A 26486-nucleotide genomic window follows, 5' to 3' on the forward strand; every position below is an offset into this window, starting at 1 on the left:
TGGGGGTGGAACGCCTTTTATACGAATGCTTTAAAGAAAGGATGCAGGTCGCTAACAAACAGGCGTTAGTTGTGCGAATGCACATACAAGAAAAAAGGCTGCTCACTGAGCAGCCTTTTTTCTTATGCAGAACATGAATAACGCGTTAAGCAAACAAACCGAAGTTTCTGCCTTTCTGCGAGATGAAGTTGCGGGCGATGGTTTTCACAGTAGCAGCATCCAGGGGTTCATCAAACGCTTCGGAAGCAGCAGCGGCCGTGATGGTTTGTCCGGTAGGCGGAGTGGTGTTCGATTGAACGTTGATGGTTGCTTGGGTAACGTTGTCCTCCGCTGGGTAATCAGCAGCAGGGCTACCAGCACCATATACTGGCGCAGTAACAGCTGGTACAGGACCACCACCATCGGTACCAGAAATCCAGCTCTTAGGTCTAGCACTTAGGTTACTCAAGTCGCCAGCTACTGCTACGCCACCGCGGCGGAGTAAGCGAATGTGCGACGAGTGACGTGCTTCCACCGAGTGAATATTCAGAGCAGCTTGGAGAATATCCTTATTGCCCATCAGATTCTTTGCACCGCCTTTATAGGCACGTACCCCAGTATCTACGAAACCTTGTGCGGTAGCGTAAAAGTTAGCTGTGTTACCAGTGCCAAAAGGGTTAGGTAATTTGCCACCAGCAGTATAGTCAAAATAGGTAGCGTCTATGTCGGTAGAAGCAGTGCCATTACCATTAAATGCTTGGCTGCCCAATACAAGCTTTAGAGCAGCGATATGGCCTACTTCATCATCACGAATGATCGTGATAGCAGGGGTATCAGCCGATGGGACGGTACCAGCAGTGCTCAAGCCTGTGGCATAGTAGTTACGCTCTAGGTATTCTAGCTGGAGAGCTAAGTTCAACGTGGACACAATTTCAGCAGGCAGGGTGGTCGTTTGACCATAGGCCTTCTGGAACATTGCTCCCAACAAGCCAGGTAGCGTAGCAGCAGTAACTTTCTTACCTAGGCCTGCCATATGCTTGAAAGCCCGACGACGCGTGTCAAACCGTTCGTAAACCTCGGGGTCTACTTTTTCAATCTCGGAGAATATTTTAAACAAATCCATGGGAAAAGCTGAAGAGATTATGAGGAGTACGACCGGATTATTTCAAGCTGTTAGCGCTCAGTTTTGAGCCAGAAGCCAAGTACAGGTTGGCAGACTCTAGAACCTGCGCAGGTGTTTTCGACTTCTCTTGGCGTGCAGTGGCACTGGTCGTGCTGAAGTCTACGATGTCTTCCGTAATGAAGGAGTTAAAGGATAGCAAGTCGCGCACAAGCGCAGCATGACGAGCCTCGACTGACACAATTTTGCCAGCTAGGGTCAAGTAAGCTGGGTTTTCGATGAATCGGCCTGCACCATTATACGCAGCTACTCCTAGGTCTTCAAACGCCTTTGCGTAATTGAGCACGCTGGTGCGATCGGCAAAGTTGATAGCCGAAAAATCAGGAGTAAGCGCAGGAATGGCATTATTGCCTAGCGCCGTTTTGAAGAAATCGGCGTGAATTTTTTCGTGCAGAGCTATATCCAGAAAGATTTGTTTTTCTGCGGCGTTGGCACCAGCGTAGTACCCACCACCCAGCACTTGGGTGTAGAAAGCGGCTTCGAGCTGCTCTAGTGCATAGGCGTAGTTCAGCACGCCATTGTCGCCTGATCCTACGTCGATAAGATTAGAGTTGGAACCGTTGTTATCATCATCGTCGCAGCCAGAGAGCAGCAACGCCGTGGCCCCAGCGGTTGCCCCAGCATACATGAAAAAGGAACGGCGCTTGATGGGTACCAGAAGCGGCTTTGCGACTTCCAGTTCGTCCTCGGGCGTGTGAGTTTTTTGGGACATCGGTAAAGTTTTTTTGAGTGGCTAGAAGAAGAGCAAAAGGTAAATAGCTGGCTAACAATAAGTAATCAGCTGGTATGAGCGAGCAGAAATAGAGCGGAGTGCTCCAGCTACTTACGGTGGGCTAAGGAGAATGTTGATTGGTCGCAGCGTAAAGGAATACTACAATAGCATAGGCTAAAATCATAAACACTGGCTGCTGAGCCATATAGCCGATAAAAGCTAGCAACGTAGCTCAACGGTTAGAGGCTTATAAAGACTGTGAAGCTCAAAATCATGTACGTTATGCTAGCTTCGGGTGGGTATGTTAACGAGATGCCATGGCCTAATGGAGTGACTAATAAAACTGGAAGGCCCTAGCCCAAACAAAAAAAGGGCAACCCACTGGGTCGCCCTTTATCAATCAGGAAATTACAAAAAGGAAATTCTTATCCGAAGAAGGTATTGCCTGTTACTGTGAATGTGCTGGCAATTGACAGGACGGTGGGCACTGGCAACGGCTCATCGAAAGCTTCGCTGAAAGCAGACGCTGGGAAGTTGAGGCTAGCTAATGCCGACTGTAAGTTCACACCGCCTTGCGTTACGTTATCTTCAGCCGGGAAAGTGATGCTTGCGGGCGTGTACGAAGGAGATGTACCGGCGCCGTAGATGCCCGCAGTTTGCGCAGGGGAAGCACCACCACCGTCTTTGAAGGAAACCCAGCTCTTTGGTGATGCGCTGCGGTCACTTTCATTGTTGCCTGCCGTAGGTGCCACAGCAGAGGCTGTGTTATTGCTGGCGCCAGCCCGGCGCATAGTGCGCAAGCGGGAGGCATGGCGCGCTTCTACTGAGTGAATATTCAGTGCCGTTTCCAAAATCGAGCGGCCAGCGGTGGTTGTGCTCATCAAGTAAGGAGCTCCGCCTTTATACGCGCGCACTCCGGTATCTTCTAACGACTGAGCTACGGCAAGGAAAATAGCAGGGTTCACGAAAACACCAGCAAATGGACCTGCGTTTGAGCCCTTACCACCCGTAAAGTCAAATATGTTCGTAGCAGGCACCGGAACGGTGTTGGCGGGCAGGGCAGCTACCAGCGCTTTCACGTGGTTCGACTCGTCGAGGCGGATCTTGTCGAGCGAAGATAGGTTGGTCGCGCTGAATAGGTTACGGAACGTGGTCTGTGCCGCAGTAGCTGTAGCACCCGGAGCACCAAGGCCAGCATTATAGAAATAAGACTCTAGATACTCTAGCTTCAGAGCAAAAGCCAGCACATCGGTTGCGCTAGGAGCGCTCGTGCTGGTTTGACCGTAGGCTTTGTTGAAAATAGCCGTGAAAGCCAACGGTACAGCAGCAGCAGCTAAGTTCTTTCCCAGGCCAGAAATGTGTTTGAACACCCGGCGACGCGAATCAAAACGCTCGTATACCTCAGGGTCTACTTTTTCGAGCTCGGAGAGGATTTGGAAGATATTCATGTCTAATATGAGATTTGAGGAGGAGGGCAGGCTAGAAGCGCTGCCTATTTGATACCGGAAACGTCAATCTTGGAGCCCGCCGCGAGGTAGGTATTAGCTGTCATCGCTACGACAGAAGGCTCCTTCGATATTTCGATGCTGGAAGTGGCAATCGTTACCACGTCGCTGTCGACGAAGGATCCTTCCGTTACCAAATCACGAATCAGGGCCGCATGCCGCGCTTCTACCGACACAATTTTGCCTGCAATTACTAAATACAAAGGCGTGGTGATGTACTTGCCAGCGCCATTGTAGGCAGCTACTCCGAGGTCTTCAAAAGCCTTGGCAGCACCTAGCACACTTGCTTTGTTGTCGAAGTTGATGGTGCTAAAGTCGGGCGTAAGGTCCTTAATGGGCGTAGCAGGGGCAGCCGTAATGGCGGCCTTGAAGAACTCCCGGTGAATAACCTCGTGATAGTACAGGTCGTCTAAAATCTGCTTTTCAGCGCTAGTGGCTGTGAGGCCTTTGTAGTAAGCCCCATCGCGTAGCTTCGTATAAAAAGCGGCTTCTAGTTGCTCTAGAGCGTATGCGTAGTTTAGCACGCCCACGTCGCCGCTACCCACATTCACCATAGCAGGATCGCTGCTATTGTTGTCGTCATCGTCGCAGCCTGATAGTAACAGCGCTGTGGCCCCAGCCGTAGCACCCGCATACATAAAAAACGAGCGGCGCTTGATCGGCACGAGAAGCGGTTTGGTGAACTCCGCTTCCTCCTTAATAGCTTGAGGATTTTTGGACATTTTTGATAATTGCGTTTTAGTGAAGATGGGTAAAAGGAATAAAGAGGCAACGAGGCTCCGACAAAGCAGCAATCGTTTGCTAGCTTGCAGGGGCAATTATCTCTCCGGGTTTGACAGCACTTACGACGGTGCCTTGTAACCGGATTGCAACGGATCGATATTTTGTACTATATCCCCAAATCTGAACAGCATGCAAGGGCTACAGAATGTTAGGTAACAAGCTGCTCTGTAGCCTACAAGCCCTTTTTCGCTAGTTTTGGTATTGGCTAAATTTCTCGCATGCCTTTTTTCGCTCGCCTCTTATTTTTTTTTGGCCTAGCCTGGGTACTGGGGCAAGCTGAGACTGTTATGGCGCAGACCGTAACCTCCAAGGCTGAAGCCGACATTGTACTAGGCCCTAATTCGTTTGCACTCAGCGATTATTACACAATTAGTTTTCGGTTGCGGGGGGCGCCGTTAGAACGCTATTCTGCTTTTCCGGATTTGGAAGGCTTCAAGAAAAGCGGTAAGCTGAGCACCACTACCACGCGCATCGTCAACGGGCGCACGTCCGTGGAGCTGACCATCACGCAGCGCTACGCCGCCTACGACGAGGGCGAGTACGTGGTGAAGCCGTTTAGCATCACCGTCAATGGCCAAACGGTGCGCTCAACTGGGGCCACGCTAACGGTAGGACCGCAGGCACCGGCCCCCGCCCCCTTGGTTGGCAGCAACCCCTTGCAAGGCGTGGGTTCTCTGGATCAGCTCTTTGGTAAGCCGAAGCCCCAAGACTACGTGGAGCCCAAAGACAACGCTTTTCTGCTCTTGCTGCCCGACAAAACGTCGGTGTACGTGGGCGAAGGCGTGCACGTAGGCTTGTACTTCTACCTAGCTCCCTCGGACCAGGGCTTGCTAGACTTTCATAATTTCCCGGAGCAGTTGCCAGCTATTCTGCGCCAGCTACGCCAGCGCACGGCCTGGGAAGAACCCTTCGATGAGCAGGAAATTCTGCCGGAAAACGTGACTATGGGTGGCAAACCATACTTGCGTTACCGGCTTTACGAGGCCGTGTTTTACCCACTCAACACTACGCCGCTGATGTTCCCGGAGGTGTCGTTGCAGATGGTGAAATACCGCCTGGCAAAGAAACCAACTGAGGGCCTGGATAACCGCTTGGAAGGCTACAAAACGTATCATACGAACGTGCGGCTGATTGCTGTACGGCCCTTGCCGCCTCACCCGTTGCGCGACCAAGTGCCAGTGGGCGACTACCGCTTGCGCGAGGCCGTTGACCGTACCCTTTTTCGAACGGGTCAGGCATTTAAGTATACCTTTACGATAGAGGGCGAAGGCAACCTAGCTGCTCTGAACGGCCCAGGGCTAATAGCACGGCCTAATCTAGAAGCCTATGGCCCCGATATACAGCAGGAGCTTACTAGGCAAAACGGCCGGGTGGGCGGCCGTAAAAGCTTTGTGTACCGATTAGTAGCCCAGCGCCCCGGTACCCTGCCGCTCGATAGCCTCTTTCAGTTAATCGTGTTCAATCCGACGACGGCACACTACGACACGCTGCGTTCTGAGCTAAAACCAGAGGTAAAAGGGCCCGTTCGCACCGCGTCTTCTTTCGGGCTGCATCCAGATGATACCTTTTATGCTGAAGCAATAGCCTCAGCCGATGCTACCCTACAACCTCTTGATGAGTATCGGGACGTGCGCCGCTATGCGAATCTGGTTTTGCTCGTTCTGCTTGGGGTAGCTAGCTTTGGTTGGTGGCTAGGGAAGAAAAAGTAATTGCAGTTGACAGCTACCACGTAGCAGTTATCAATTTTGTAGCGTGAGCACGGCACCTCATAGTGGGGCTGGATGAGTACTCACAAGGTTCACCCTAGGTCCTGAATCAAGCCTCGAACTGGGAACTGGTAAGTAAGCGCTGGTAACTGATAGATGTTAACTGGCAACTGATAGTACCTTTGCCGGTGCTGCGTTTTTGCATGGCTTCCTGCTAGCTGGAAGCTGTTAACTGATAATTGAAAAATGTCTAGTTCTTTCGGTACGCTGTTGCGCATTACCACCTTCGGCGAGTCACATGGGGTGGGGATTGGGGTTATCATCGACGGTTGCCCTGCGGGGTTGCCTATCACAACGGAGGAAATTCAGGTAGCCCTCGATCGGCGGCGGCCGGGCCAATCGGACCTCACGACGCCGCGTAAGGAAGCCGATCAGGTGGAAGTACTCTCGGGTGTGTTTCGCGACGAGACGACGGGTACGCCCATTAGCCTGCTGATTCGCAACAAAGACCAAGCTAGTCACGATTATTCTCACATTGAACACGCCTACCGGCCTTCGCACGCCGACTACACTTACGACGTTAAGTATGGTCGGCGCGACTACCGGGGCGGCGGCCGCAGCTCGGCCCGCGAAACGGCAGCGCGGGTAGCGGCTGGCGTAGTAGCCGGTAAGTTGCTGGCTCAATATGGCGTCCGCGCCCAAAGCTACGTGTCGCAGGTAGGGGCCATTGCCGTGCCCGTAGGCTATGAGCAACTCGACCTAGGTCTGATCGACAGCAACCTGGTCCGCTGCCCACACCCCGAAACGGCCGAGCGAATGGCTGAGCTCATCCGCCAGACCCGCGACCGGCACGACACGGTGGGCGGCCTCGTAACGGGTGTCGTGCAAGGAGTGCCGGTTGGGTTGGGTGAGCCTGTGTTCGATAAGCTGCACGCCGAGCTAGGCAAGGCTATGTTAAGCATCAACGCCGTGAAAGGCTTTGAGTACGGCTCGGGCTTTGCCGGAACGTTGCTGTTTGGCTCGGAGCACAACGATGCGTTTTATACCGACGAAAATGGCGCGGTGCGTACCCGTACAAATCACTCGGGCGGTATTCAGGGCGGTATCAGCAATGGACAGGATATTTACTTCCGGGTGGCGTTTAAGCCTGTAGCTACCATTCTGCAAGCCCAAGCAACCATCAACGACCAGGGCGAGGAAATCAGCCTCGCCGGACGTGGCCGTCATGACCCTTGTGTGCTGCCGCGCGCGGTGCCCATCGTTGATGCCATGACCAACCTCGTGCTAGCGGATATGCTGTTGCGGGCCCGAGCCAATAAGGTATAGTAGTTCATACCTAGGTTTGGCTCCCGCAACTGGCTGCCCTACTTAGATCCAAAATGGATGGTCAGTTATGCTCGTCCGTAATCCAAGCGTAATGACCTAGCGTGCGCGGCTGCATAGCTAGGTCAACGTCGGGTCGCACTATGGGGCGGGGTGCCCGATGATTCAGTTGTACCCACGAGTCGGCGTACACGGCTACGGGGGTAATGCCGCGCCGCGCGTACTCAGCAGCTAGAAAGTGCGCGAACTGCAGAATCGCATCAGGCTGGGCAAGCAGCTTATGACATTGGCGCGGCGTAAGATACGTGGCTGGCTGCACCACCTCCACATGGCCATCGGGGCAACGAACCCGGTACGACACACTACCTGCTTTGGTACGTAACATCATGTGCCACGCAAAATGGTGCCCTTCCTCCGTCCAGTGCACGCTGCCAGGATACAGAAAGTGGCGCAGCGGCACCAAGAGTTGGATCAGTGCATAACTAGCTAATACGGCCGCTAACCCCCAAGTGTGGGCTGGTTGGCTCGGGAGAGTTACGGGAGCTGAAGTTGAAGGTAAGCGCTGCTCAAACCACTGCCGAACACTCCGGATACCTAGGTGCCGTGGCCAGCTCGGAGGGAAAAAAACGGCCGCCGTCATGAGCAAAGAAAACCAAGGAAAGGTACCTAGGCCAAAAATTGCCACGTTGGAGAGGTGGAAGAAGGTAGCCGCGCCGAAAGCCCAGGGGCGCGAGCGGCGCCACAGCAAGGCAGGTACCACCAACAAGTCGAAAGCTAGGCCTGCGTAGCTCATGGCGGGCGGCAGCCAAGGCTGCGCTAAGAGCGGGCCAATAACAGGGCGGGTGCTTTTTGCTTGCAGCCATAATGCCAGGGGCGAGTTGGTGAGCCAATCGGTGTTCAACTTGGCCACGCCCGCGTACAGATATACGACGCTCAACTGAAATAGCAGCACAAGGCGCGTCCAGTTCGGGACACTAGGGGCGTAACGGACTCGGCCGGCACGAACATCAGCGGAAGCAGCCTGGTGCGCAGGAATGAAGAACAGCCACCCCGCTACAAGACAATAGAGGTAAAAGTGATTGATGTAGCGCGTCTGCTCCACCAAGAACAGCCACGTATAGGCTAGCCACAACACAGCCGCACTAAAGCGGTAGCGCCACCCTACCGCCACCCCAATGCCTCCCAGAATGGCTAGCAAGTGCAAGCCATACATACCCGCCGGCGAGGGTACTGGCAGCCACTGCGTGAACAGGTACGAAAAATGAAAGCGCGGCTCTGTGTACTCCCGGCTGTAGCCCAAAGCTAGGCTGCCTGCTTGTTCCAATGCCAGTAATACGCCGGCCCCGATGCGAAAAACCACAAGCCAGGCAATATCAATCGGACGAAAAAGGAAGGCAGTTAGACGGCGTAGCACGGCGCGCAATAACGGAAAGAGAACCAGCGTACTTTTAGCGTAAAAAGGAGGCTTGTGGTTCGTGCTAAGCGGCTGTTTCTGGTTGTCGAAAAATCAACGCTAGGTAGGAGCTACGCACGGTAGGCGCGAGAAGTAGGATGTCCTTCATCGAACGGCCGTAGCTCTAAAAAGCAAAATCCCCTTTTTAGCAATTGCCAAAAAGGGGATAAATAGGTGTGTAGATCATTACTACAATGTTACATGTTTTGTTGAAATATTAATAACAAATCGGGATTTATTATATTTAGTACCTGTCCTTTCTTTGAGAAGTGAAAAAGTAGAAATGGCAACCTACGCCTACGTAGTACACCAAAAGAGAGGGGAGTTGTGTAGCTTTGCAACTTCTTGGCTGCTGTGATGTTTAGCTATTGATTGCGGCATCCTGAGACCAGGCGTATCGCACCTCATTTTGTCTCTTAAGTCTTTTTGACGATGGCTGAACATACTATTTCCCCCGCCACACCGGTGTCTATCTACGCCGAGGCTAGCCCCAACCCCGAATCCATGAAGTTCGTGCTCAATACCACGTTGCTCAGCGACGGGGTGAGCGTGGATTATCCGAACCTGGAGGCTGCGGCCAATTCGCCCCTAGCCCAGGAGCTTTTCAACTTCGACTATGTTGGTCGGGTGTTTATTGCGGCCAATTTTGTGACCATCACCAAAACCACTGACTTGCAGTGGACGCACCTCATCCCGGAGTTGCGCACCTTCCTGAAGTCGTACGTGGAGGCTGGTGGCCCCATTTTCACCGTAGACCCCGCTGCTGAGCAAAAGGCTGCTCAAGAAGCTGCGGCCGGCAATAGCTCGGAGCAGGATCAGCAAACCAGCCAAAAAATTATCGACCTGCTCGACAACTACGTGCGCCCTGCCGTGGAGCAAGATGGTGGCAACATCACCTTCCGCAGCTACCAGGATGGCATCGTAACGGTGAACCTGCAAGGCTCGTGCTCGGGCTGCCCCTCGGCTACTGTTACGCTGAAGTCGGGTATCGAAAACCTACTGAAGCGCATGGTACCAGAAGTAAAAGAAGTTGTTGCGGAAGGCATAACAGCTTACTAAGCACAACCTAATAAACCCAGGTCGTCATGCTTCGCAAAGCTTAGCGTGACGACTCCTTAAACCAAAAAAGGCCTGACCGAACCAGTCAGGCTTTTTTTATGGACAAACGGAGAAGATCTTGGACTGTGGCAACCGGCAAAAGCTAGGTGCTAGTCGTTCTTCGATTTCAGGGTGAAGACGCGGGAGATGTTGAACCCAAAGTAGATGTCACCGTCGAGCCAGCGGCCGGTTGTTTGGGGAACGAAGAACTTCTCGATCATGCCTTGACTGTTGGTAAAGTGCAGCTGAAACACGTGCCCGCCCGTTTCGATGTCGAAGCCGACAGCGAGCGAGTTGCGGAAGCGGTCGGCGGTGGCGCCAGGCAGCAAGTAGTAATACTCGGCGGTGAGGGCCACGCGCTTTGTGAGCTTCTGCCGACCAGCAATACCGAGGGCGTACACGTCATTTTGCTCGGCGCGGGTGTCCACAAAGTTGCGGTGCACGAGCGTGGGCATCAGCTGCACGGAAAGCGAAGGGCTGAATTTCCGCGCAATCAACGCTTGGTACGTGTACGTGAGCCGCGAGCCGTCGGGGCGCTCCTGGTCCGGAAACTTGAGGCTGGTAAGCGCCGAGCTCGCAAAGAGCGTAACCGACACCGGCATGGCCCGCGCACCAGTGCTTTGGCGCAAAGCACGGTATTTCAGAAAACCATCATACGTTTTTTCCAGCGAGCTCCGGCCTACGCCCACCGTGAGGCGGTCATTGATACCGTACTCCAGACCTAGCCGGATGGTGGCTTGGTCGAGGCCGAAGAAGTTGTATGCGCCGCTGTTGAGCATGCCGAAGCGGTGCGAAATCAGAAACACCATGGTGCCCGCGCCCGGCGTTTCCACCGACTGGCCGTTGATGATGCGGGTTCCCTTGAAGGTGGCCTGCACGTATTCGGCGCGGGCACTGTCGGTGACTTGCGTTTCCAGCGTTTTTAGCAAATCATCCTGCGCGTGGGCGCTAACCGATACCGAAAGCAGAGCTGCCGCCAACCAACTGCCGCGGCCAAAAGAGAAAGGTAGTCTCATAAGGTAGAAGCTAGGGTTGGGCCACCGTGGGTGGGTTGCACAATAAAGACACGCTCACTTCCACCGTTTTGGCAATATGCTCCCGCACGAGGGCTGGAATCTCAATGTTGTAGTCGGCCGGCGCGATGGTGAACTTGGACTTGGCTAGCAGCTGGTTGTCTTTCAGCTCTAGCGTGCCGGGCACTCGGATATGGCGCTTCACGCCGTGGATGGTGAGGTCGCCCTCTACCTGCACCTGCTGCGCCCCTGGCTTGCTTAAGGCTGCCGATTGAAAGTTAACCACTTGGCCCGCAAACGTTGCCCGCGGAAACTTCTCCGATTCCACGTAGTTCTCGTTGAAGTGCTCCTGCATCAAGCTGCGCTTAAATTGGAAGCTCTTCATGGGTACCGTGAAGGCCATCTGGCCACTGCTCATGTCGAGCACAGCTCCTACTTGGCTGCTGCGCGCATCGATGTCCTCCATGGGCGTGCTGGAAAAGAAGCTGATGCTGCCCGCTCGGGTGGAATACTTGGTTTGGGCGCTGGCGAGGTTACACCCCAGCAACGACAAGGCAACTAGCAAATACTTCATCATCTGGTAGGCTAGGTTAGTTGTTGGGAGCTCCGGCAGTAATCCAAGCTTGGAAACGGGCAATGTCGCAGTCACTCAGTTTCGCGCCATTCAGGGGCATTGCTCGGTAGCCGGCGGCGTGCGAAATCGAACCGAGCAGGCGGCCGTTATCTGCGTAGCGTTTCACTTGGGCATAATCCACTAGGTTGATGCCGCCGGCAGGTGCCCCCGCGTTGTGGCAGCCCCGGCAGCTTTGCGCCAGAATAGGGGAGATGGAAGCCGTGTACGTCACGCTGCGCACGTCGCAGGTGGGTGTCGGCGTGGGTTCCTCCGCCGCAAGGTCTTCCGCGTTGTCGTAGGTGCAGCTGCTCAGCCAAGCTAGGCTCAGCAGCCACAGAGTAGAAAGTAGAGGGCGCATAGCGTTCAAACTTTTAGATGACTCAGAGTACAGAGACTTCTTTATGGGTTGGCGACGTACCAAGGATCTTGGCCGGTTTTCACGCCATGTCCTTCCACCTTGCCACGCGTGGTACCATCGGGCGTGTAGTAGTAAAGCGGAATACCTTTATAAGTAGTGTGTTGGCGCGTCGTACCGTTGGGTCCATCGGTGCGGGTGATGGCGCCGAAATCGGATGCTTTAAGCGAGGAAGGTAGCACGAGCTTATCGGTGTAGAACACAGGCCATGCGTTGATGCAACCCCCTGTGCAGTTAGTGGGTAAGGTGGTGGGCAGGCGATTGTCGCGGTCGAAGATGTAGAGTGTGCGCGCCTGCGGATCAACCAAGAAGTTTTGCGTGGAAGTTTGGTTCGTGCTTTTGTCGAGTACCGACGTCGTGGCAAGCATCACCGTGTAGTCAGGCTTCACGACAAACCAGGTTTTGTTGGCTACTTGGTCACCGAGGGTTTCACCTGGTTTCTCCCGCACGTTCTGCCCGGCGCTGTTTGCCGGCGCGTAATAATAGAGTGGCCAACCCCGGTACGTAGTTTGGAGGCTGCCATCGGCGCGGGTGATGGTTGCAAAGTCATCGGCTTTTAACCCAGTACCTAGCTTCATATCGGCCGGAGTGGTGTAGAAGATCGGCCACACGGCGGCGCAGTTACCGCTGCAAGCGCTGGTGCCCGCCACGTCGCGGGTGAAGTAATAAAGCGTATTGCCCGCGCCATCCGTCAGGATATTGCCGAAGGTGGTATTGGACGTAAGCTTCACGGAAAACACTTGTTCCGGAACCTGGTCGTCATCATCGTTATTACAGGCGACCATCAGGAGTAATAAGGCGCTCAGCAGAAATGAAAAGCGCCAAGCGACGCGGGCATGGTAAGGCTGAAACATGGTTGTGCTGGTTTGATAGTGAGGGAGGTAGAAAAGCAAGGATAGCCTAGCTTAAGGCACACGCAGGGCCCAGCGGGTGCGAAAAAGGCAACCGGAAACAAAGGCCTCGTCGCGAGCGAGACCAGCAAAAGCAAGGAGGAAAGTGCCTAGGGTAGGCTAAGGGGCAATAGCCCGGCGAGATGGCAAGAAGCCGTATTTAAGCGAAAATAAGAGGCCCGCGCTGCTCAGCCTTACTTGGCCGGCGCCTACATTGCCCAAGGGTAATTGCACGAAAGGTTCTGCTTGAAACGACAAATGAGTATTTAGTTGCCGTTCAACGCCCACGGATAAGTTGACCACGCTGAGCACGAAGTTGGCGCCGTTTTCTACGCGTACTGCAGCGGTGCGGGGAGTGCCGTTTACGTAGTAATCGTAGCTGTAGCGCTCGTTGCGCATGAGAAGCGAGTTCATGCCCGCGCTGAAAAAGACCAGGTGCGTGGGGCGGCTGAGTAGGTCGTAGCGAAAGTCAACGGGTATTTCCGTGATGCGGCAGTTGCCATTTACTTCGTAGTCGCCGGCGCGCCAACCCCATGCGGGTGGAGCTGTGTAGTATTCGCTGGCTGCTTTATAACGCTTCACGCTCCTGATGAGGCTAGCTCGTACGCGCAGTCTGTTGGTCAGGCGATACTCCAAACTCAAGCCTAGGTCGCCGCCCATACGCGCTGTTTGGATGGTGCGCACGGCACTTAAGGAAGGCGCGCCCAAGGCTCCGACAAGCAACCGATACGTAGGCTTTTCTTGCTTTTTAATGATCGTAGAGTCAACCGCTGGCTCTGGCAGGGCTAGCTTCTGGCTTGTCGTATCCGGTGCCAACGCAACCGGTGCAATGGCCGGCAGACTAGCGGCAGAAGTAGTATCAACTAATGTTGCGGCAGTTGCCAAAGATTGCGAGCTTGGTCGCTCAGTGCTTATGCTAGCTTGCTCTTGGCCGGCCAAGCTGGGAACAGATTTTGTTTGCTTCGTAGTGGGCACCAAATGGGTTTTGGCATCAGCGGAATGTGTACTACTGACTGTCGCCGCCTTGCGCTTACGGGGCGCTGCCGCTCCCATAAACCTAGGTCGCGTTGTCGGTGTGAGTTCTTGCTGGTGGGCGTGTAGGGGAGTAGATGGCGCTACTCCTCTGGCTGGCGTAACGGAAGTAGGCTTGTTTGTCTGTTCGGTACTTGCTGAAGCCTTCGGTGAAGAAGCGGCTTCACTAACTGACGACGCACGGGGCTCAGGCCTAGGTGTAGGGTTATTTGTTTTGGGCAAGCTCACGTTTGGTGATAAGCCTACGTGCGACTGCGTTTGCGTCGTAACTACGGCGGGCTGCTCCTTTACGGATACGTCATCGCTTGACCGGTGACGCCAGCTAATTTGCCATACTAACAGCGCCAGTCCAACCAGTGCCAATTCGATGGCGAAGAAGCGCACGATTTTCCGGCGCAACAACCGGCTCATTAGGTCTTCGTTCAGCTTGTCTTCCATGCGTGACCAGGCGCCCAGATGGACGTCATCCGGGTAGGCTTCGGCGCCGCGCCGAAACAGCGCATCTAGCTCCTCATCCGACATTTCCGGCGTACGCATGGTGTTTAGTTTTTTTTAGTAGGTCCTTCAGATGGCCCCGAGCTTTAAACAAGTTTGATTTAGAGGTTCCGACCGAAATTTTAAGCTGCTCGGCAATTTCCTCGTGAGTGAAACCATCTAGCGCATACAGGTTGAACACGGCTCGATAGGCTGGTGGCAGCAAGTAGATGAGCTGCAACAGCTCCTCGTACGACAAGCTATCCAGCGGCGAGCCACTCGCATCCGGGTGGCTCACTACCACTTCCTCCAAACCTTGCTGAAAAGCGTGCTTTTCCGTCGTGCGGAAGTGGTCGATGGCGGTGTGCACCATGATCCGCTTGAGCCAGCCGCGGAAAGAGCCTTCCACATCTTGGTGCTGGCTTTCATCGAAACGATGCAGGTCCCGGAAGATTTTCAGGAAACCATCGTTTACGGTTTCCATCGCCTGCTCTCGGTCGCGTACGTAGCGCAAGCAGATACTTAGCGCATACCCGTAGTAGAGCGAATACAATTGACGCTGGCTTTCGCGCTGCGCACGGCGGCACCCCGCCAGCAAGGCAATGCATCTTTCGCGAGTGTGGTCGAGGTGAGACACGGGCTTCGGAGGGGTTACATCTGCCAACTCGGAGGCTAGGCAAAATTGGTTGCCTAGGTCGAAGAAAAAAGTTGTTGCGTAGTAAGGTAGTCGTTCTTAAAGTGCAGAAGCACAAGGCGTATAAATAAAAAAAGCTAGGTCATCTGACCTAGCTTTTTTTGTAATAAAGAAAATAGGAGACCTATTTCACAGCTGTCGACAGCTTAGGAGCTTCGGCGTCGGAGATAGTAGTGCTAGCCGTAGTGCCCCGCTCGCGAGCCTCCTTGCGACCGTAGGTGTCGAGGATGATCGGTGTAGCGATAAACAGCGACGAGTACGTACCGAAGATGATACCGATGATCATCGAGAACGAGAACGAACGCAACGTCTCACCCCCGAAGATGTAAAGCACGAGCACGACCAAGAATACCGTAGTGAACGTAATCATGGTGCGTGAGAAAGTGCTGTTCAACGCTGGGTTCACCACTTGGGCGAAGGTTAGGTTGGGGTTCTCACGTAGGTACTCCCGGATACGGTCGTAAATAACCACCGTGTCGTTCATCGACAGACCGATAACGGTCAGCACGGCTGCCACGAATACCTGGTCCATTTCGTAGTTCAAACCGAACAGACGCGCAATCGGGAAAGCTGCAATAACGAGCAATGCATCGTGGAACAGCGCAATAACGGCCGCCATCGAATACTGCCACTTCTCAAAGCGGAACAACACGTACACGAAGATGCCGAGCAGGGTGAGACCTAGGCTCAACACCGACGTCTTCTTGATGTCGTCGGCAATGGTAGCGCCTACTTTCGAAGTACTACGAATCTGCGGGTTGTCGGCACCATACTGTTTCAGGCCCGTTAGCAAGGCTTGTTCAACCTGCTTGTCACCGGCTACGCTCTCATCCTCGGCTAGATAGCCAGTAGTGATACGCAGACGATTGTCGGCACCGAAAGTCTTTACTTCCGTACCAGCACCTTTAAAGTCGTCGGCCAAGGCTTCGCGTACATCAGAGGCTACTTCTGCTTTGTTGAAGTCGACTACGTAACTACGACCACCGCGGAAGTCTACACCTAGGTTCGGTCCACCTTGCACGGCCATCAGCACGAAGCCTAGTACAATAACAACCGCTGAGAAGATGTAAGCAATCTTACGCTTGCCTACGATATCGAAGTTCAGGTTCTGGAACAAGCCGCGCGAAAGTGGCGTGCTGAATGAGATGCTCGTTGTTTCCTTGCCTTTCGTGAGCCACTCAATGATGAGACGCGACACGTACACGGCCGATAGGAAGGAGGTCAGCACACCGATGCCGAGGGTAATGGCAAAGCTTTGTACCGGACCCGTGCCGAAGAAACCTAGGATAACAGCGATGAGCATCGTTGTCACGTTGGAGTCGAAGATAGCCGTGAAAGCACGAGCATAACCTTTGTTGATAGCATCATGCACGCTCAACCCGTGGTTTAGTTCTTCCCGAATACGCTCGAAGATCAACACGTTGGCATCCACTGACATACCGATGGTGAGTACCATGCCAGCAATACCGGGCAGCGTGAGGGCCGTACCAAACTGAGCGAGTACGCCCAAAATCAAGAACATGTTGAAGAGCAGCGCCACGTCAGCTACCAGACCAGCTTTGCCGTAGTACAACGCCATGAAGATCATGATGATAACCAGGCCAGCCAATGACGAATATAAGCCTTGGTTGATGGCTTCCTGACCGAGCGATGGACCTACTACCGCTTCTTCCACGATGCGCGTAGGAGCGGGTAGCTTGCCTGCCTTCAGGACGTTGGCTAGGTCTTGCGCTTCTTCAATGGAGAAGTTACCCGAAATGCTAGAGTTGCCGCCAGCAATTTCCGACTGCACTACTGGCGCCGAATACACGTTGTCGTCGAGCACGATGGCTACCTGACGGCCAATGTTAGCGCCCGTGAGTTTCTGCCACTTGCGGCCACCTGTGGGGTTCATCTGCATCGATACCTCAGGGCGACCACCTTGGTCGTAGTCCTGACGAGCATCGCTGACAACTTCGCCACCCATGGGAGCTACACCTTCGCGGCTCTTGCGAATAGCATAAAGCTCTAGATATTCTTGGCCATCGATTGCCTTTGGCTTCACGTCCCACAGGAACGTTAGGTTGGGGGGCAGTACTGCGCGTGCTTCTTGGCTAGCCATCAAAGCATTCACGCGAGCCGTGTCGCGCACGTTGGCACCTAGGGTGCCAGGCATGGTGAACAAACGAGCCAACGGGCTACCTTGCTTTGCAGCAGCGGCAGTAGCTTTATTGGCTGTGTCTGTAACGCTCTTCTTTTTAGCGAGCTGGCTAGCTAGCGAAGTAGAGTCGCCAGCAGCGGCGGCAGTGGTAGCTTTAGTAGTATCGGTCGCCGTAGTAGCGGTTGCTCCGGTAGTGGTAGTTTTCTCGGAAGCTTCTTTGGCCGTCAAGGCCTGATCGAGCTGCGCTAGGAAGGGGCCAAACTCATCTTGGCGCCATACTTCCCAGAACTCTAGTTTCGCCTGGCCTTGGAGAAGCTTGCGTACACGGTCGGGGTTATCAACACCGGGCAATTCGATCTGGATACGACCGGTGCCTTTCACGCGCTGAATGTTGGGCTGGTTTACGCCGAACTTGTCAACGCGCGTGCGGAGGATGTTGAAAGAGCGGTCGATAGCTTCTTCTACTTCCTTATCAATGGCGCCGATTACTTTATCGTTCGACGAGTTGATGTCGATGCCACGGCTCTTGTTAGTCGTGTTTGCGAAGATGCGAGCTAGCTTGCCATCGGGCGAAGTCGAGCGGTAAGCTTGCGCGAACAGTGCCGTGAAAGGCGTCGAAGGATTTGTTTTTTGTGACTCTTGAGCCCGAGTCAACGCGGTATTGAATGCCGGATCTTTCGAGTTGCCCGACATAGCACGTACGATTTCCACCGGCGAAACTTCCAGCGTTACGTGCATGCCACCTTTTAGGTCTAGCCCTAGGCCTAGCTCACTCTGACGCACGTCGCGGTAGGTATAAGACCCAAACACGGGTGCCCGCCATACCGAATCCAAATAATGTTGGCGCAGCCGCTCGTCGAGCTTGCCGTTGCGGGTACCGTATACCACGGCCTTCTGCTGCACCCCCCGCGACACGAAGGTGAAGGTGAGGAAATAGATGCACAACACCGACACAATGAGGGTGAGGGCAATAATGAGTCCTTTATTACGCATTTAATTGATAAGTTTTTTGATGTGCTGATCGGGTGATTTGCCGGTGTGTTTACTTCGTATAGGCTAGCTTTAAAGATCTCAGAACCTGCTACAAATCAGGAAATCCGTGAACAGCTATTCCAGGAAAAATAGCTCACTAGCCCACAAAAAATGTGCAAATCAGCTACGGGGCGTGCGGCGATAAGGCCGCCAAGAGCAAACGGACGCGGAATAAATCCGGGACGGCGCAGGGCCTAGGGCGCGGCGCCGTGTACTGGCTCATCAGCCGCAAACCTAGCAGCGGCTCAGCTGCGGGCAGCCACGCATCGGCGGCTGGCACGAGCCACGGGCCTAGAGAGGCCGTGGCTTCAAAGGTTACTTTCTGCTTGACAACCGTGGCCTTGGCGGTGGCGCCTACGCGCGCTGTCTTCCCAACCGGTACCCGCAACGTGGCAACCGCTTGGTGGTTTAGCGAGAGCACAAACAGCAACGTGGCTGTGAGCAACGCAAAACGCAAACGAGGCAAAACGGGAGGGATAAATAGCCGCATTAGAAAAGCAAGGGCTACAAAGATAACCAATTACGTCGGGCCAGAAAACAAATTGCCCCTGCTCTAGTTGCCCAACTCTACATATTAATAGGAGTAGGCCCTAAGCAAATGCAAAAGGGCCACTCTAAATGAATGGCCCTTTCAAAACGAGGTCCAAGCCCTACCCTAGGTATCTAGTGGCGGCCGGTAGCCTACTCTGCAGCCTGCTTGCTAGCCGTTACTTTGCTTCGCAAGAAGGAAACCAACACCTCTAGGCCCCGGTCGAAGTGGTGATTATTCGGGATAATGATGTCGGCATCGTGCTTGAACGGCTTGATGTACTTCTCGTACGTGGGGGCTACGTGGTTGGTGTAGCGATACAGCACGTCCTCCAGATCGTAGCCGCGCTCATCCCGGTCGCGCACAATGCGTCGTTGCAGCTTCACATGCTCGCGGGCGTCGATATATACTTTCAAGTCGAGGAGCTTGGCTACCTCTTCGAAGTAGAAAACGAAAATGCCCTCCACCACCACAATGGGCGCTGGTAGAAACACAAGGTCCTGCGGCTGGATGTTGGGGTTATTATAGGTGTACTCCTGGCGTCGTACCTCCAAACCCTGACTGATGCGCTGCACGTCGGCCGCGTAGCTAGCCGAGTCGATAGAAGAGGGTAGGTCAAAGTTCGTTACCCCATTCGAGTCGACTTGTTGGGTCTCACGAGGATGATAATAGTTATCCTGGGAAATCAGACAGATGTCTTCCGGAGGAAAAGAAGCGAGCAGCCGTCGCAAGAACGTCGTCTTGCCGGAGGCGCTGCCGCCCGTGATACCGACGATGAAAGGATGTTGCATGGAGTAAGAATGCAGCCCGTACCGGCGGGGCCAACCGTGCAAATTTAGCAAATTAGGCCTGTTAAGGGGCGAAGAAATTATCCTCGCCTTTTCCTGCCGTTGGAAAGTAGTACCTATTACCCTAGCTTTTGCAAAAAAGCAACGAGTTGTTCCACGGCGCGCGACCGGTGGCTCATGGTATTTTTCTGCGCCAGGCTCATTTCGGCAAACGTTTGGGTGTGGCCTGAAGGGCGGAAAACCGGATCATAGCCAAAGCCTTCGTGGCCATGTACTTCTTCCGTAATGCTGCCGTCTACGGCGCCCGCAAACTCGTGGTACTCGCCACTGGGCAAGAACAGCGCAACGACGGTGCGAAACTGTGCACTACGGTCAGTGGCACCTTGCAACTCGCGCAGCAGCTTCTCCACGTTATCAGCGGCACTACGCTGCGGACCAGCGTACCGGGCCGAGTAGACGCCGGGCGCGCCATTAAGCGCGGCTACCTCTAGCCCCGTATCATCAGCAAAGCACGGAATGCCGTAGTGTTCCCACACGTACTCGGCTTTTTGCCGGGCGTTGCCAGCAAGCGTTTCCTGGGTCTCGGGCAGTTCTTCGTGGCAGCCGATTTCCTGTAAGCTCAGGAGCTCGATGGACGCTGGCAGCAGCGGGCGCACTTCAGCTAGCTTGTGCTCGTTATTCGTGGCGAAACAAAGGCGCATAGTAAAGGTGAGTAAAGGATGGCTAATGAGTTGTGGCAGAAATCAAAGCTGAGATACTAGCTCAACGGCTCGTGCTAGCTGAGCCAAACAGGCGTCGGCAGGCTAGGTGGCACAAAGGTACTAGCCGACCGATTCAACCCTAGGGCGCCCTGCCTAGTGGAAGCTAGGTAGAAAAGAAGATGCGCTTATTTTTAATTTTCGAGGCTAACATGTACTTTTGCAGTCCCTTCCGCAAAATCGGCAGGCACCGAAGGTAAAAACGGCATCAGACCATGAAAAAAGACATCCATCCCCAGTATCGCGAAGTCGTGTTTCAGGACACTTCGAGCGATTTCAAATTCGTAACCCGCTCGACGATGTCCTCTAACGAGACCATCACGATGGAGGACGGCAAGACGTATCCTGTTATCAAGCTTGAAGTTAGCAGCGCGTCGCACCCTTTCTACACCGGTAAAAACGTGTTCATCGACACGGCTGGCCGCGTAGAGAAGTTCATGAACCGTTACAAGAAGAAGTAATTGTAATGTTATAAGCTAGTAGCCACAAGCTGCCAGCTGCTTCTTAAAACTCCCATTGGTATAGCCGGTGGGAGTTTTTTTGTTTTCTACTTTTGGCCTAGGCTAATCGGCCTAGCTCTCTTAATCTTTCCGGTATATTCTACGGCAAGCCTTGTAGCTTGCAACTTGAATCCCTTGTATGATGCACGTTTTATTGTTTGATGATCCTGCTATTCGGCCGCATTTGCTGCCTTTTACCTTTACCCGCCCCGTGGCGGCGCTTCGTTGCGGCATCCTGACCATTGCTGAAAAGTGGCAGCAGCGCCTAGGAACCACCGTTGGTTACCTTACAGAGGGGTACCTGCAACCCAAATTCCCAACAGGCCCAATTGATGGTCCTGCCTTGGTGATCAATGGTGCCATTTGCCCCGACGATTTGCTAACGCGGCAAGTGCAAGCATTGCAACCCGGCGAAGCCCTGATGGATGCTGAGCTGCTAGTGGCCGCTCACCTGCCTGACGCCACTGCGGTAGCCGAACTCATCCAAAATGGCTTTGCCGTTACAAAGCAAGTAGCCGAGCCAGTGTTGGCCATTCGCCAGGTATGGCAGTTATTTCTGCACAACGGCGCCGAAATCCGCCGAGACTTTGAGCTGATTACGCATGGCCGGGAGTCGCAGCCGGTGAATGACGTGCATACTATCGTGTACGGGTCAGAAAATATTTTTATTGAGGAAGGTGTCCGAATTCGAGCAGCTATCCTGAACGCCGAGAACGGTCCCATCTACTTAGGCAAAAATAGCGAGGTGCACGAAGGGGCTATCTTGCGCGGACCGATGGCGCTCGGCGAAGGCGCACATATCAACGCGGGTGCAAAGATGCGCGGCGACAATACTGTAGGGCCCCACTGTAAAATTGGTGGGGAAGTCGCCAACACCATTTTCTTTGGCTTCTCCAACAAAGGCCACGAGGGGTACCTCGGTAATTCCGTCATTGGCGAGTGGTGCAACCTAGGTGCCGATACAAACTCATCGAACCTGAAGAACAACTATGCGCCGGTCAAGATCTGGAGTCACACAGCGAAACGGTTCGTGAATACGGGGTTACAGTTCTGCGGTCTCATGATGGGCGACCACAGCAAATGCGGCATCAACACGATGTTCAACACCGGTACGGTGGTAGGCGTGGCCGCAAATATCTTCGGGGCGGGCTTTCCGCGCACATTCATTCCATCGTTCAGCTGGGGCGGTGCGGCCGGTTTCGAAACCTTCAAGCTGCCGAAAGTAGGGGAGATGGTGGAGCGTGTTATGTCGCGCCGGCGCCTAGCTTACGATGCCACAGAGCAGGCTATTATGACGCATATCTTCGAGGAAACGAAGGAAGAGCGGGTGTGGGAGAAATCAATTAATAGTTAACAATGAGCCATGCACAAGGAGCAAGTAGTACTAAAAACTTGCTCCTTGTGCATGGCTCATTGCTCATTGAAGAGCAATGCGTTTTTCTGAAATACCGGGTCAAGGCAGCGTCAAAAAACTCTTAGCACAATCGGTGCAGCGGCAGCACGTGGCGCACGCGCAACTCTTCCGTGGGGCAGAAGGCTCGGCTGCTTTGGCCTTGGCCCTAGCGTATGCAGCTTTTTTGAACTGCGAAGCGCGTGGGCTAGAAGCAGAAGATTCGTGCGGGCAGTGTGCTAGCTGCCAGAAAATTGATAAGCTGATCCATCCTGATCTGAACTTTATTTTGCCCGTCACCACCACCAAGCAGGTGTCGAAGGATGCGGTCAGCAGCAAGTTTGCGGCGGAATGGCGCAGTTTCGTGCTCGAGAATCCTTATCAAGGGTTGAACGATTGGATGCAACACATCGGCGCCGACAACAAGCAAGGTAGTATCTCAAAAGAAGAGAGCTTGCAGCTGTTGCGGTTAGTATCGCTGAAAGCATTCGAGGGACAATTCAAGATTGTCATCATTTGGCTGCCCGAGCTGATGCACCCGGCAGCCGCCAATGCGGTGCTCAAACTGCTGGAAGAACCACCTGCCGCCACCGTTTTCCTACTCGTAAGCTACGCACCCGAGCAGTTGCTGCCTACCATCGTGAGCCGCGTGCAGCCGGTTGTGGTGCGTGCTTTCGCGGAAAACGAGATAACGGAATATCTGCGCGATCATTACCAAGTGCCGGAAGTGAAAGCGCGTCAGCTTGCACAAGTCGCCGACGGCAACCTAGGTGCTGCCCTGGCCGCCCGCGAAGCCGCTTCCGACAACGACTACTTCACTTTTTTTGCGGAGTGGATGCGGCATTGCTACGGCTACAAAGTAGACAAACTCCTGGCCCAAAGCGACGAGTTTCAGAAGATGGGCCGCGAAAACCAGAAGGAGTTTCTGCAATACGCCCTAGGCTTACTGCGTAAGGTGCTGCTCTTCGGCATCGACCCGCAATTTGTACCGCATCTGCCCGCAGCAGAGCAGCAATTTATTAATGGCTTCAGCCGGTTCGTGACGCTCCGTAACGCCGATCCACTCACCCGCGAAATCAACGATGCCCACTATCACATCGAACGCAATGCCAATCCGCGCATGACGTTCGTGGATACCTCTTTGCGCGTGGCCAACTACCTGAAAATGGCTTCCTGAGCGTTTAAAAGCAGAAAATACGATCTGCTAATTTGCTATAGCTACTGCTAAATGAGCTATAGCTGGCACGATCCGGCAGACAATCCTAGCTTTGTGCAGGCACAAGAAACGAAGCTTTCGTGCTTGTTGTATCTGCTAAAACCTAGCTTCGCGAAGCAGAAAAAGAAGCTAGGCTGTTGGCCGTCGAAGCCTGTTATTAATTGGTAAAGGATACTTGGTACATGAAGAATATTCGCATTGGCACCCGTGGCAGCCGACTGGCTTTGTGGCAGGCAAATCACGTAGCGGCTTGTTTGGAGCGTGAGCAATACACAACCGAAATCGTCATCATCACGACCACCGGTGACATGGTGCTCGACCGCTCGCTGGCGAAGATCGGCTCCAAGGGCGTTTTCACCATTGAGTTGGAAGAAAGCCTGCGCTCGGGGCACATTGATATTGCCGTGCACAGCGCCAAAGACGTGCAAAGCTCCATTCCGCAGGATTTGGAGTTGCTCGCCTTCATGGAGCGCGAGGTTGTGAACGATGTGTTGGTTAGCTACGACCCCGACTTTTCGCTCGACAAGCCGGGCATCGTGCTAGGGACCAGCAGCACGCGTCGGCGGGCTATGTTGCAGCGCTACTACCCGGCTGCTACAACGGCCGAAGCGCGTGGCAACCTGCAAACGCGTCTGCGCAAGTTAGAGGAAGGCCAGTACGATGCGCTGGTACTCGCCTACGCCGGCGTACACCGCATGGAATACGACGCACTGATCCGCTACATGCTGCCCGAAACGAAATTTGTGCCGGCCACTGGGCAAGGCAGCGTTGCTATTGAGTGTGTCCGCAGCTTGGAGCCAGCGCTAAAAGCTAGCCTCCAGCGCATCCTCGACCACCCCACTACCCATTTGTGCGTGCAAACCGAGCGGGCCTTCTTACGCACGATGGAAGGCGGCTGTAGCATTCCTTCTTTCGCTCTAGCTACTTACAACGATGCTGTGCTGCAATTGCATGGTGGCCTTATTAGTTTGGATGGTGAGGAGTACGTGGAAGAAATACAAGCCACGACCGACCTCTCGCAGATAGAGGCTCTCGGCGTACGGGTAGCCGAAGCTGTGTTGCAGCGAGGGGGGCGCCAGATTCTCGACGAAATCCGCAGCCACCGGACTGAAGCCTAGGTCGTCGTTAGCTAGCTCCCAAATTCATTTTGCCCGCTTACTTTCGCGCTTTCTTGTTATCAATCTATTCTCCGAAATGAAGTCTAGTATTCGTATTTCTGTGTTGTTGTGGGCTGTTCTGTGGTTGCTGGCTTTCAGTGGGCAAGCCGCGAAAAAGCCTAAGAAGAGCAAAAAGGACGAAGTTGTAACCATTAATACTTCGCTCGGCGACATCAGGCTGATTCTGTTCGATCAAACTCCGAATCATAAGGCAAACTTTCTGAAGCTAGCCAAAAGTGGCTTCTACAACGGTACCACCTTCCACCGCATCATTCAGAATTTTATGATTCAGGGCGGTGACCCAAATACCAAAGATGCGGACCCCGGCAACGATGGGATGGGCCCTGCCAACGAAAAGACCATTCCAGCCGAAATCCGGCCCGATTTATACCACAAGTACGGCGCCGTAGCAGCCGCCCGTCAGGGCGACTTTGTGAACCCAACGAAAGCTAGCAGCGGGTCGCAATTTTACATTGTTGAAAACCACAGTGGTACGCCCCACCTCGATGGCGCTTATACGGTTTTTGGGCAAGTGATCAACGGCTTAGACGTCGTTGATAAAATTGCCGCTCAGCCCAAGAACATGATGGATCGTCCGCAAACCGACATCAAGATGACGATGAAAGTGGAGAAGCTGAAGAAGAAAAAAATTACGGCACTCTACGGGTATAAATACGAATAACGCTTCCCTCGTCAAATCGGCTCTCACAAGATGCGCATCCTCATAACGGGCTCCAATGGACTACTAGGCCAGAAACTGGTCGGGTTGCTAGCCCAGCAGCCGGACATTGAGCTCATCGCCACTTCTCGCGGCCCGAATAAGCTCGCCAGTAGCTACCCAAGCTTACCCTTTGTGCCGCTTGATGCGAGTGACCAACGGCAGGTGCAAGAAGTCATTGCTGCCCAAAAGCCGACCCACCTCATCCATACCGCCGCCATGACCAACGTGGATGAGTGTGAACTGAATCAGGAGCAGTGTTGGCAGCATAATGTGACGGCAGTAAAGTACTTGGTAGAAGCCTGCGCTGCTCATCAGGTACACCTCATTCACGTGAGCACCGATTTCATCTTCAGTGGGGAAGAGGGGCCGCTAACAGAGAACGCCAAACCAGGGCCAGTTAACTTCTACGGGGAAAGTAAGCTAGCTGCTGAGCGCTTGGTGCAAGCTAGCCAAGGTGCTTGGGCAATTTTGCGGACGGTGCTCGTGTACGGAACTGCCCACGACTATGGACGCACAAACATTGTGCTGTGGGTACGAGATTCGCTACGGGCTGGTAGACCCATCAACGTGGTCGATGACCAATTTCGTACGCCTACGTTGGCCGAAGACCTAGCTCAGGGCTGCTGGCTAGCAGCTAAGCACAACGCAACTGGCATCTACCACATTAGCAGTGATGAGATGCTCACGCCCTACCAAATGGCGCTTCAGGTCGCTGATTTTTTCGGATTAGATACCTCTCTCATCACGAGGGTAGATGCGAGCAGTTTCAGCCAACCAGCCAAGCGGCCGTTGCGCACGGGATTTATTATCAGTAAGGCCCAGCGCGACCTAGGTTTCCAGCCGCATTCTTTTGCCCAAGGTATTGCCCTGCTCAATCAGCAGACGATGGTCAACTGAGTAGGGGGACTTAATATGAGTTGTTTGTGACATGTCCAAAACGCAAAAAACCCGGAGGCAATGCCTGCGGGTTTTTTACACACCTATTTGCAACATTTATCAAGCTTCACGATAGCTGCTCTTTTTGGCAGCATCTTCCACTTTAATTTCTATATTTATGCTCTGTCAATTTCAGATGGAAGTGGTAGTACTCCGACGAGCAACCCACCTACTAACACCGCTGAACCATTTTTTAGTGCAGCTTCTCCGATTGAGTAAGCAACCATTTCTCCACAAATTGTCTGATAATCAGCCGGCTTCATCGTTGCCTTGTACCGAGCGGCCATTTCTAGCAGCAAGTAACGTAGCGCGATTCCTTGACGGCGTTTGAGTAAAAGACGAGACATAAACAAATAGCAGCTGGCGATTTTTGAAGTAGTAGTAAGTCCTGCTGTTGTAGCGCCAACTGTTAGTTTACATTACAATATTACTGCATACGCGAAGGGATG

Annotated in this window: 25 protein-coding genes; 9 read left to right on the top strand and 16 right to left on the bottom strand. The window is 53.7% G+C overall.

The window, feature by feature from the left end; translation table 11 throughout:
* Positions 1 to 145: 145 nt before the first annotated feature.
* From BXP70_RS04635 to BXP70_RS04650, 4 genes are all read right to left on the bottom strand, one after another.
* Positions 146 to 1102: a ferritin-like domain-containing protein gene (locus BXP70_RS04635; RefSeq protein WP_086592856.1), complete on the bottom strand. Its 957-nt coding sequence runs from the start codon at positions 1100 to 1102 to the stop codon at positions 146 to 148.
* A 37-nt stretch (positions 1103 to 1139) separates the two neighbouring features.
* The gene (locus BXP70_RS04640; protein ID WP_086592857.1) at positions 1140 to 1871 is read right to left on the bottom strand and encodes a ferritin-like domain-containing protein; all 732 of its coding nucleotides are present in this window, start codon (positions 1869 to 1871) and stop codon (positions 1140 to 1142) included.
* A 425-nt stretch (positions 1872 to 2296) separates the two neighbouring features.
* Positions 2297 to 3319: a ferritin-like domain-containing protein gene (locus tag BXP70_RS04645; RefSeq protein WP_086592858.1), complete on the bottom strand. Its 1023-nt coding sequence runs from the start codon at positions 3317 to 3319 to the stop codon at positions 2297 to 2299.
* Positions 3320 to 3363: 44 nt separating this feature from the next.
* On the bottom strand, positions 3364 to 4098 hold the full coding sequence (locus BXP70_RS04650) for a ferritin-like domain-containing protein (protein ID WP_086592859.1): 735 nt from the start codon (positions 4096 to 4098) through the stop codon (positions 3364 to 3366).
* A gap of 348 nt (positions 4099 to 4446) precedes the next feature.
* Here BXP70_RS04650 and BXP70_RS04655 point away from each other — a divergent pair, with 348 nt between their 5' ends.
* The gene (locus BXP70_RS04655) at positions 4447 to 5868 is read left to right on the top strand and encodes a BatD family protein (RefSeq protein WP_179197589.1); all 1422 of its coding nucleotides are present in this window, start codon (positions 4447 to 4449) and stop codon (positions 5866 to 5868) included.
* Positions 5869 to 6111: 243 nt separating this feature from the next.
* Positions 6112 to 7191, top strand: a complete 1080-nt coding sequence (aroC, locus tag BXP70_RS04660) for a chorismate synthase (RefSeq protein ID WP_086592861.1) — start codon at positions 6112 to 6114, stop codon at positions 7189 to 7191.
* Between the two features lie 61 nt (positions 7192 to 7252).
* On the opposite strand, the gene BXP70_RS04665 is transcribed toward aroC, so the two are convergent.
* The gene (locus tag BXP70_RS04665; protein ID WP_179197590.1) at positions 7253 to 8602 is read right to left on the bottom strand and encodes an HTTM domain-containing protein; all 1350 of its coding nucleotides are present in this window, start codon (positions 8600 to 8602) and stop codon (positions 7253 to 7255) included.
* Between the two features lie 471 nt (positions 8603 to 9073).
* On the opposite strand from BXP70_RS04665, the gene BXP70_RS04670 reads away from it, so the two are divergent.
* Positions 9074 to 9700: a NifU family protein gene (locus tag BXP70_RS04670; RefSeq protein ID WP_086592863.1), complete on the top strand. Its 627-nt coding sequence runs from the start codon at positions 9074 to 9076 to the stop codon at positions 9698 to 9700.
* A 149-nt stretch (positions 9701 to 9849) separates the two neighbouring features.
* Here the strand turns inward: BXP70_RS04670 and BXP70_RS04675 are convergent, their stop codons facing one another.
* The 10 genes from BXP70_RS04675 to BXP70_RS04720 form a co-directional block, all read right to left on the bottom strand.
* The gene (locus tag BXP70_RS04675) at positions 9850 to 10755 is read right to left on the bottom strand and encodes a DUF5777 family beta-barrel protein (protein ID WP_218779741.1); all 906 of its coding nucleotides are present in this window, start codon (positions 10753 to 10755) and stop codon (positions 9850 to 9852) included.
* A gap of 10 nt (positions 10756 to 10765) precedes the next feature.
* The gene (locus BXP70_RS04680) at positions 10766 to 11329 is read right to left on the bottom strand and encodes a YceI family protein (RefSeq protein ID WP_245849504.1); all 564 of its coding nucleotides are present in this window, start codon (positions 11327 to 11329) and stop codon (positions 10766 to 10768) included.
* A gap of 13 nt (positions 11330 to 11342) precedes the next feature.
* Positions 11343 to 11723, bottom strand: a complete 381-nt coding sequence (locus BXP70_RS04685) for a c-type cytochrome (RefSeq protein WP_086592864.1) — start codon at positions 11721 to 11723, stop codon at positions 11343 to 11345.
* A 41-nt stretch (positions 11724 to 11764) separates the two neighbouring features.
* Positions 11765 to 12634: a hypothetical protein gene (locus BXP70_RS04690; RefSeq protein ID WP_086592865.1), complete on the bottom strand. Its 870-nt coding sequence runs from the start codon at positions 12632 to 12634 to the stop codon at positions 11765 to 11767.
* 156 nt (positions 12635 to 12790) lie between these two features.
* On the bottom strand, positions 12791 to 14239 hold the full coding sequence (locus BXP70_RS04695) for a hypothetical protein (protein WP_143436366.1): 1449 nt from the start codon (positions 14237 to 14239) through the stop codon (positions 12791 to 12793).
* Positions 14214 to 14813: an RNA polymerase sigma factor gene (locus BXP70_RS04700; protein ID WP_245849505.1), complete on the bottom strand. Its 600-nt coding sequence runs from the start codon at positions 14811 to 14813 to the stop codon at positions 14214 to 14216. Before BXP70_RS04700 ends, BXP70_RS04695 begins: the two co-directional genes overlap by 26 nt.
* A 181-nt stretch (positions 14814 to 14994) precedes the next feature.
* Entirely contained in the window at positions 14995 to 18003 is a 3009-nt protein-coding gene (gene secDF / locus BXP70_RS04705; protein WP_086592867.1) for a protein translocase subunit SecDF, read from the bottom strand.
* Between the two features lie 163 nt (positions 18004 to 18166).
* Positions 18167 to 18508 (bottom strand): hypothetical protein, encoded by a 342-nt coding sequence (locus BXP70_RS04710; protein ID WP_143436367.1) that lies wholly within the window; start codon positions 18506 to 18508, stop codon positions 18167 to 18169.
* A 215-nt stretch (positions 18509 to 18723) separates the two neighbouring features.
* On the bottom strand, positions 18724 to 19362 hold the full coding sequence (locus tag BXP70_RS04715) for a uridine kinase family protein (protein WP_086592869.1): 639 nt from the start codon (positions 19360 to 19362) through the stop codon (positions 18724 to 18726).
* 116 nt (positions 19363 to 19478) lie between these two features.
* Positions 19479 to 20060 carry a non-canonical purine NTP diphosphatase gene (locus BXP70_RS04720; RefSeq protein ID WP_086592870.1) on the bottom strand — a complete coding sequence of 194 codons (582 nt, stop codon included), beginning with the start codon at positions 20058 to 20060 and terminating at the stop codon, positions 19479 to 19481.
* Between the two features lie 272 nt (positions 20061 to 20332).
* Here BXP70_RS04720 and BXP70_RS04725 point away from each other — a divergent pair, with 272 nt between their 5' ends.
* The 6 genes from BXP70_RS04725 (at position 20333) to BXP70_RS04750 (ending at position 25998) form a co-directional block, all read left to right on the top strand.
* A complete protein-coding gene (locus tag BXP70_RS04725) occupies positions 20333 to 20578 on the top strand; it encodes a type B 50S ribosomal protein L31 (RefSeq protein ID WP_086592871.1) in 246 nt (81 codons plus the stop codon).
* A gap of 181 nt (positions 20579 to 20759) precedes the next feature.
* Positions 20760 to 21971: a GlmU family protein gene (locus BXP70_RS04730; RefSeq protein ID WP_179197607.1), complete on the top strand. Its 1212-nt coding sequence runs from the start codon at positions 20760 to 20762 to the stop codon at positions 21969 to 21971.
* Between the two features lie 76 nt (positions 21972 to 22047).
* Positions 22048 to 23184, top strand: coding sequence for a DNA polymerase III subunit (locus BXP70_RS04735; protein ID WP_086592873.1), 1137 nt, complete (start codon positions 22048 to 22050; stop codon positions 23182 to 23184).
* A gap of 221 nt (positions 23185 to 23405) precedes the next feature.
* Complete coding sequence (hemC, locus tag BXP70_RS04740) at positions 23406 to 24341, top strand: hydroxymethylbilane synthase (RefSeq protein ID WP_086592874.1); 936 nt, start codon at positions 23406 to 23408, stop codon at positions 24339 to 24341.
* A 76-nt stretch (positions 24342 to 24417) separates the two neighbouring features.
* The gene (locus BXP70_RS04745; protein WP_086592875.1) at positions 24418 to 25062 is read left to right on the top strand and encodes a peptidylprolyl isomerase; all 645 of its coding nucleotides are present in this window, start codon (positions 24418 to 24420) and stop codon (positions 25060 to 25062) included.
* A gap of 30 nt (positions 25063 to 25092) precedes the next feature.
* Positions 25093 to 25998, top strand: coding sequence for an SDR family oxidoreductase (locus tag BXP70_RS04750; RefSeq protein ID WP_086592876.1), 906 nt, complete (start codon positions 25093 to 25095; stop codon positions 25996 to 25998).
* A 155-nt stretch (positions 25999 to 26153) separates the two neighbouring features.
* Here BXP70_RS04750 and BXP70_RS29365 read toward each other — a convergent pair whose 3' ends face one another.
* Positions 26154 to 26384: a hypothetical protein gene (locus BXP70_RS29365; RefSeq protein WP_143436368.1), complete on the bottom strand. Its 231-nt coding sequence runs from the start codon at positions 26382 to 26384 to the stop codon at positions 26154 to 26156.
* Between the last annotated feature and the right edge of the window lie 102 nt (positions 26385 to 26486).

This window comes from Hymenobacter crusticola (genome assembly GCF_002154225.1).
GTDB classification, from domain to species: Bacteria; Bacteroidota; Bacteroidia; order Cytophagales; family Hymenobacteraceae; genus Hymenobacter; species Hymenobacter crusticola.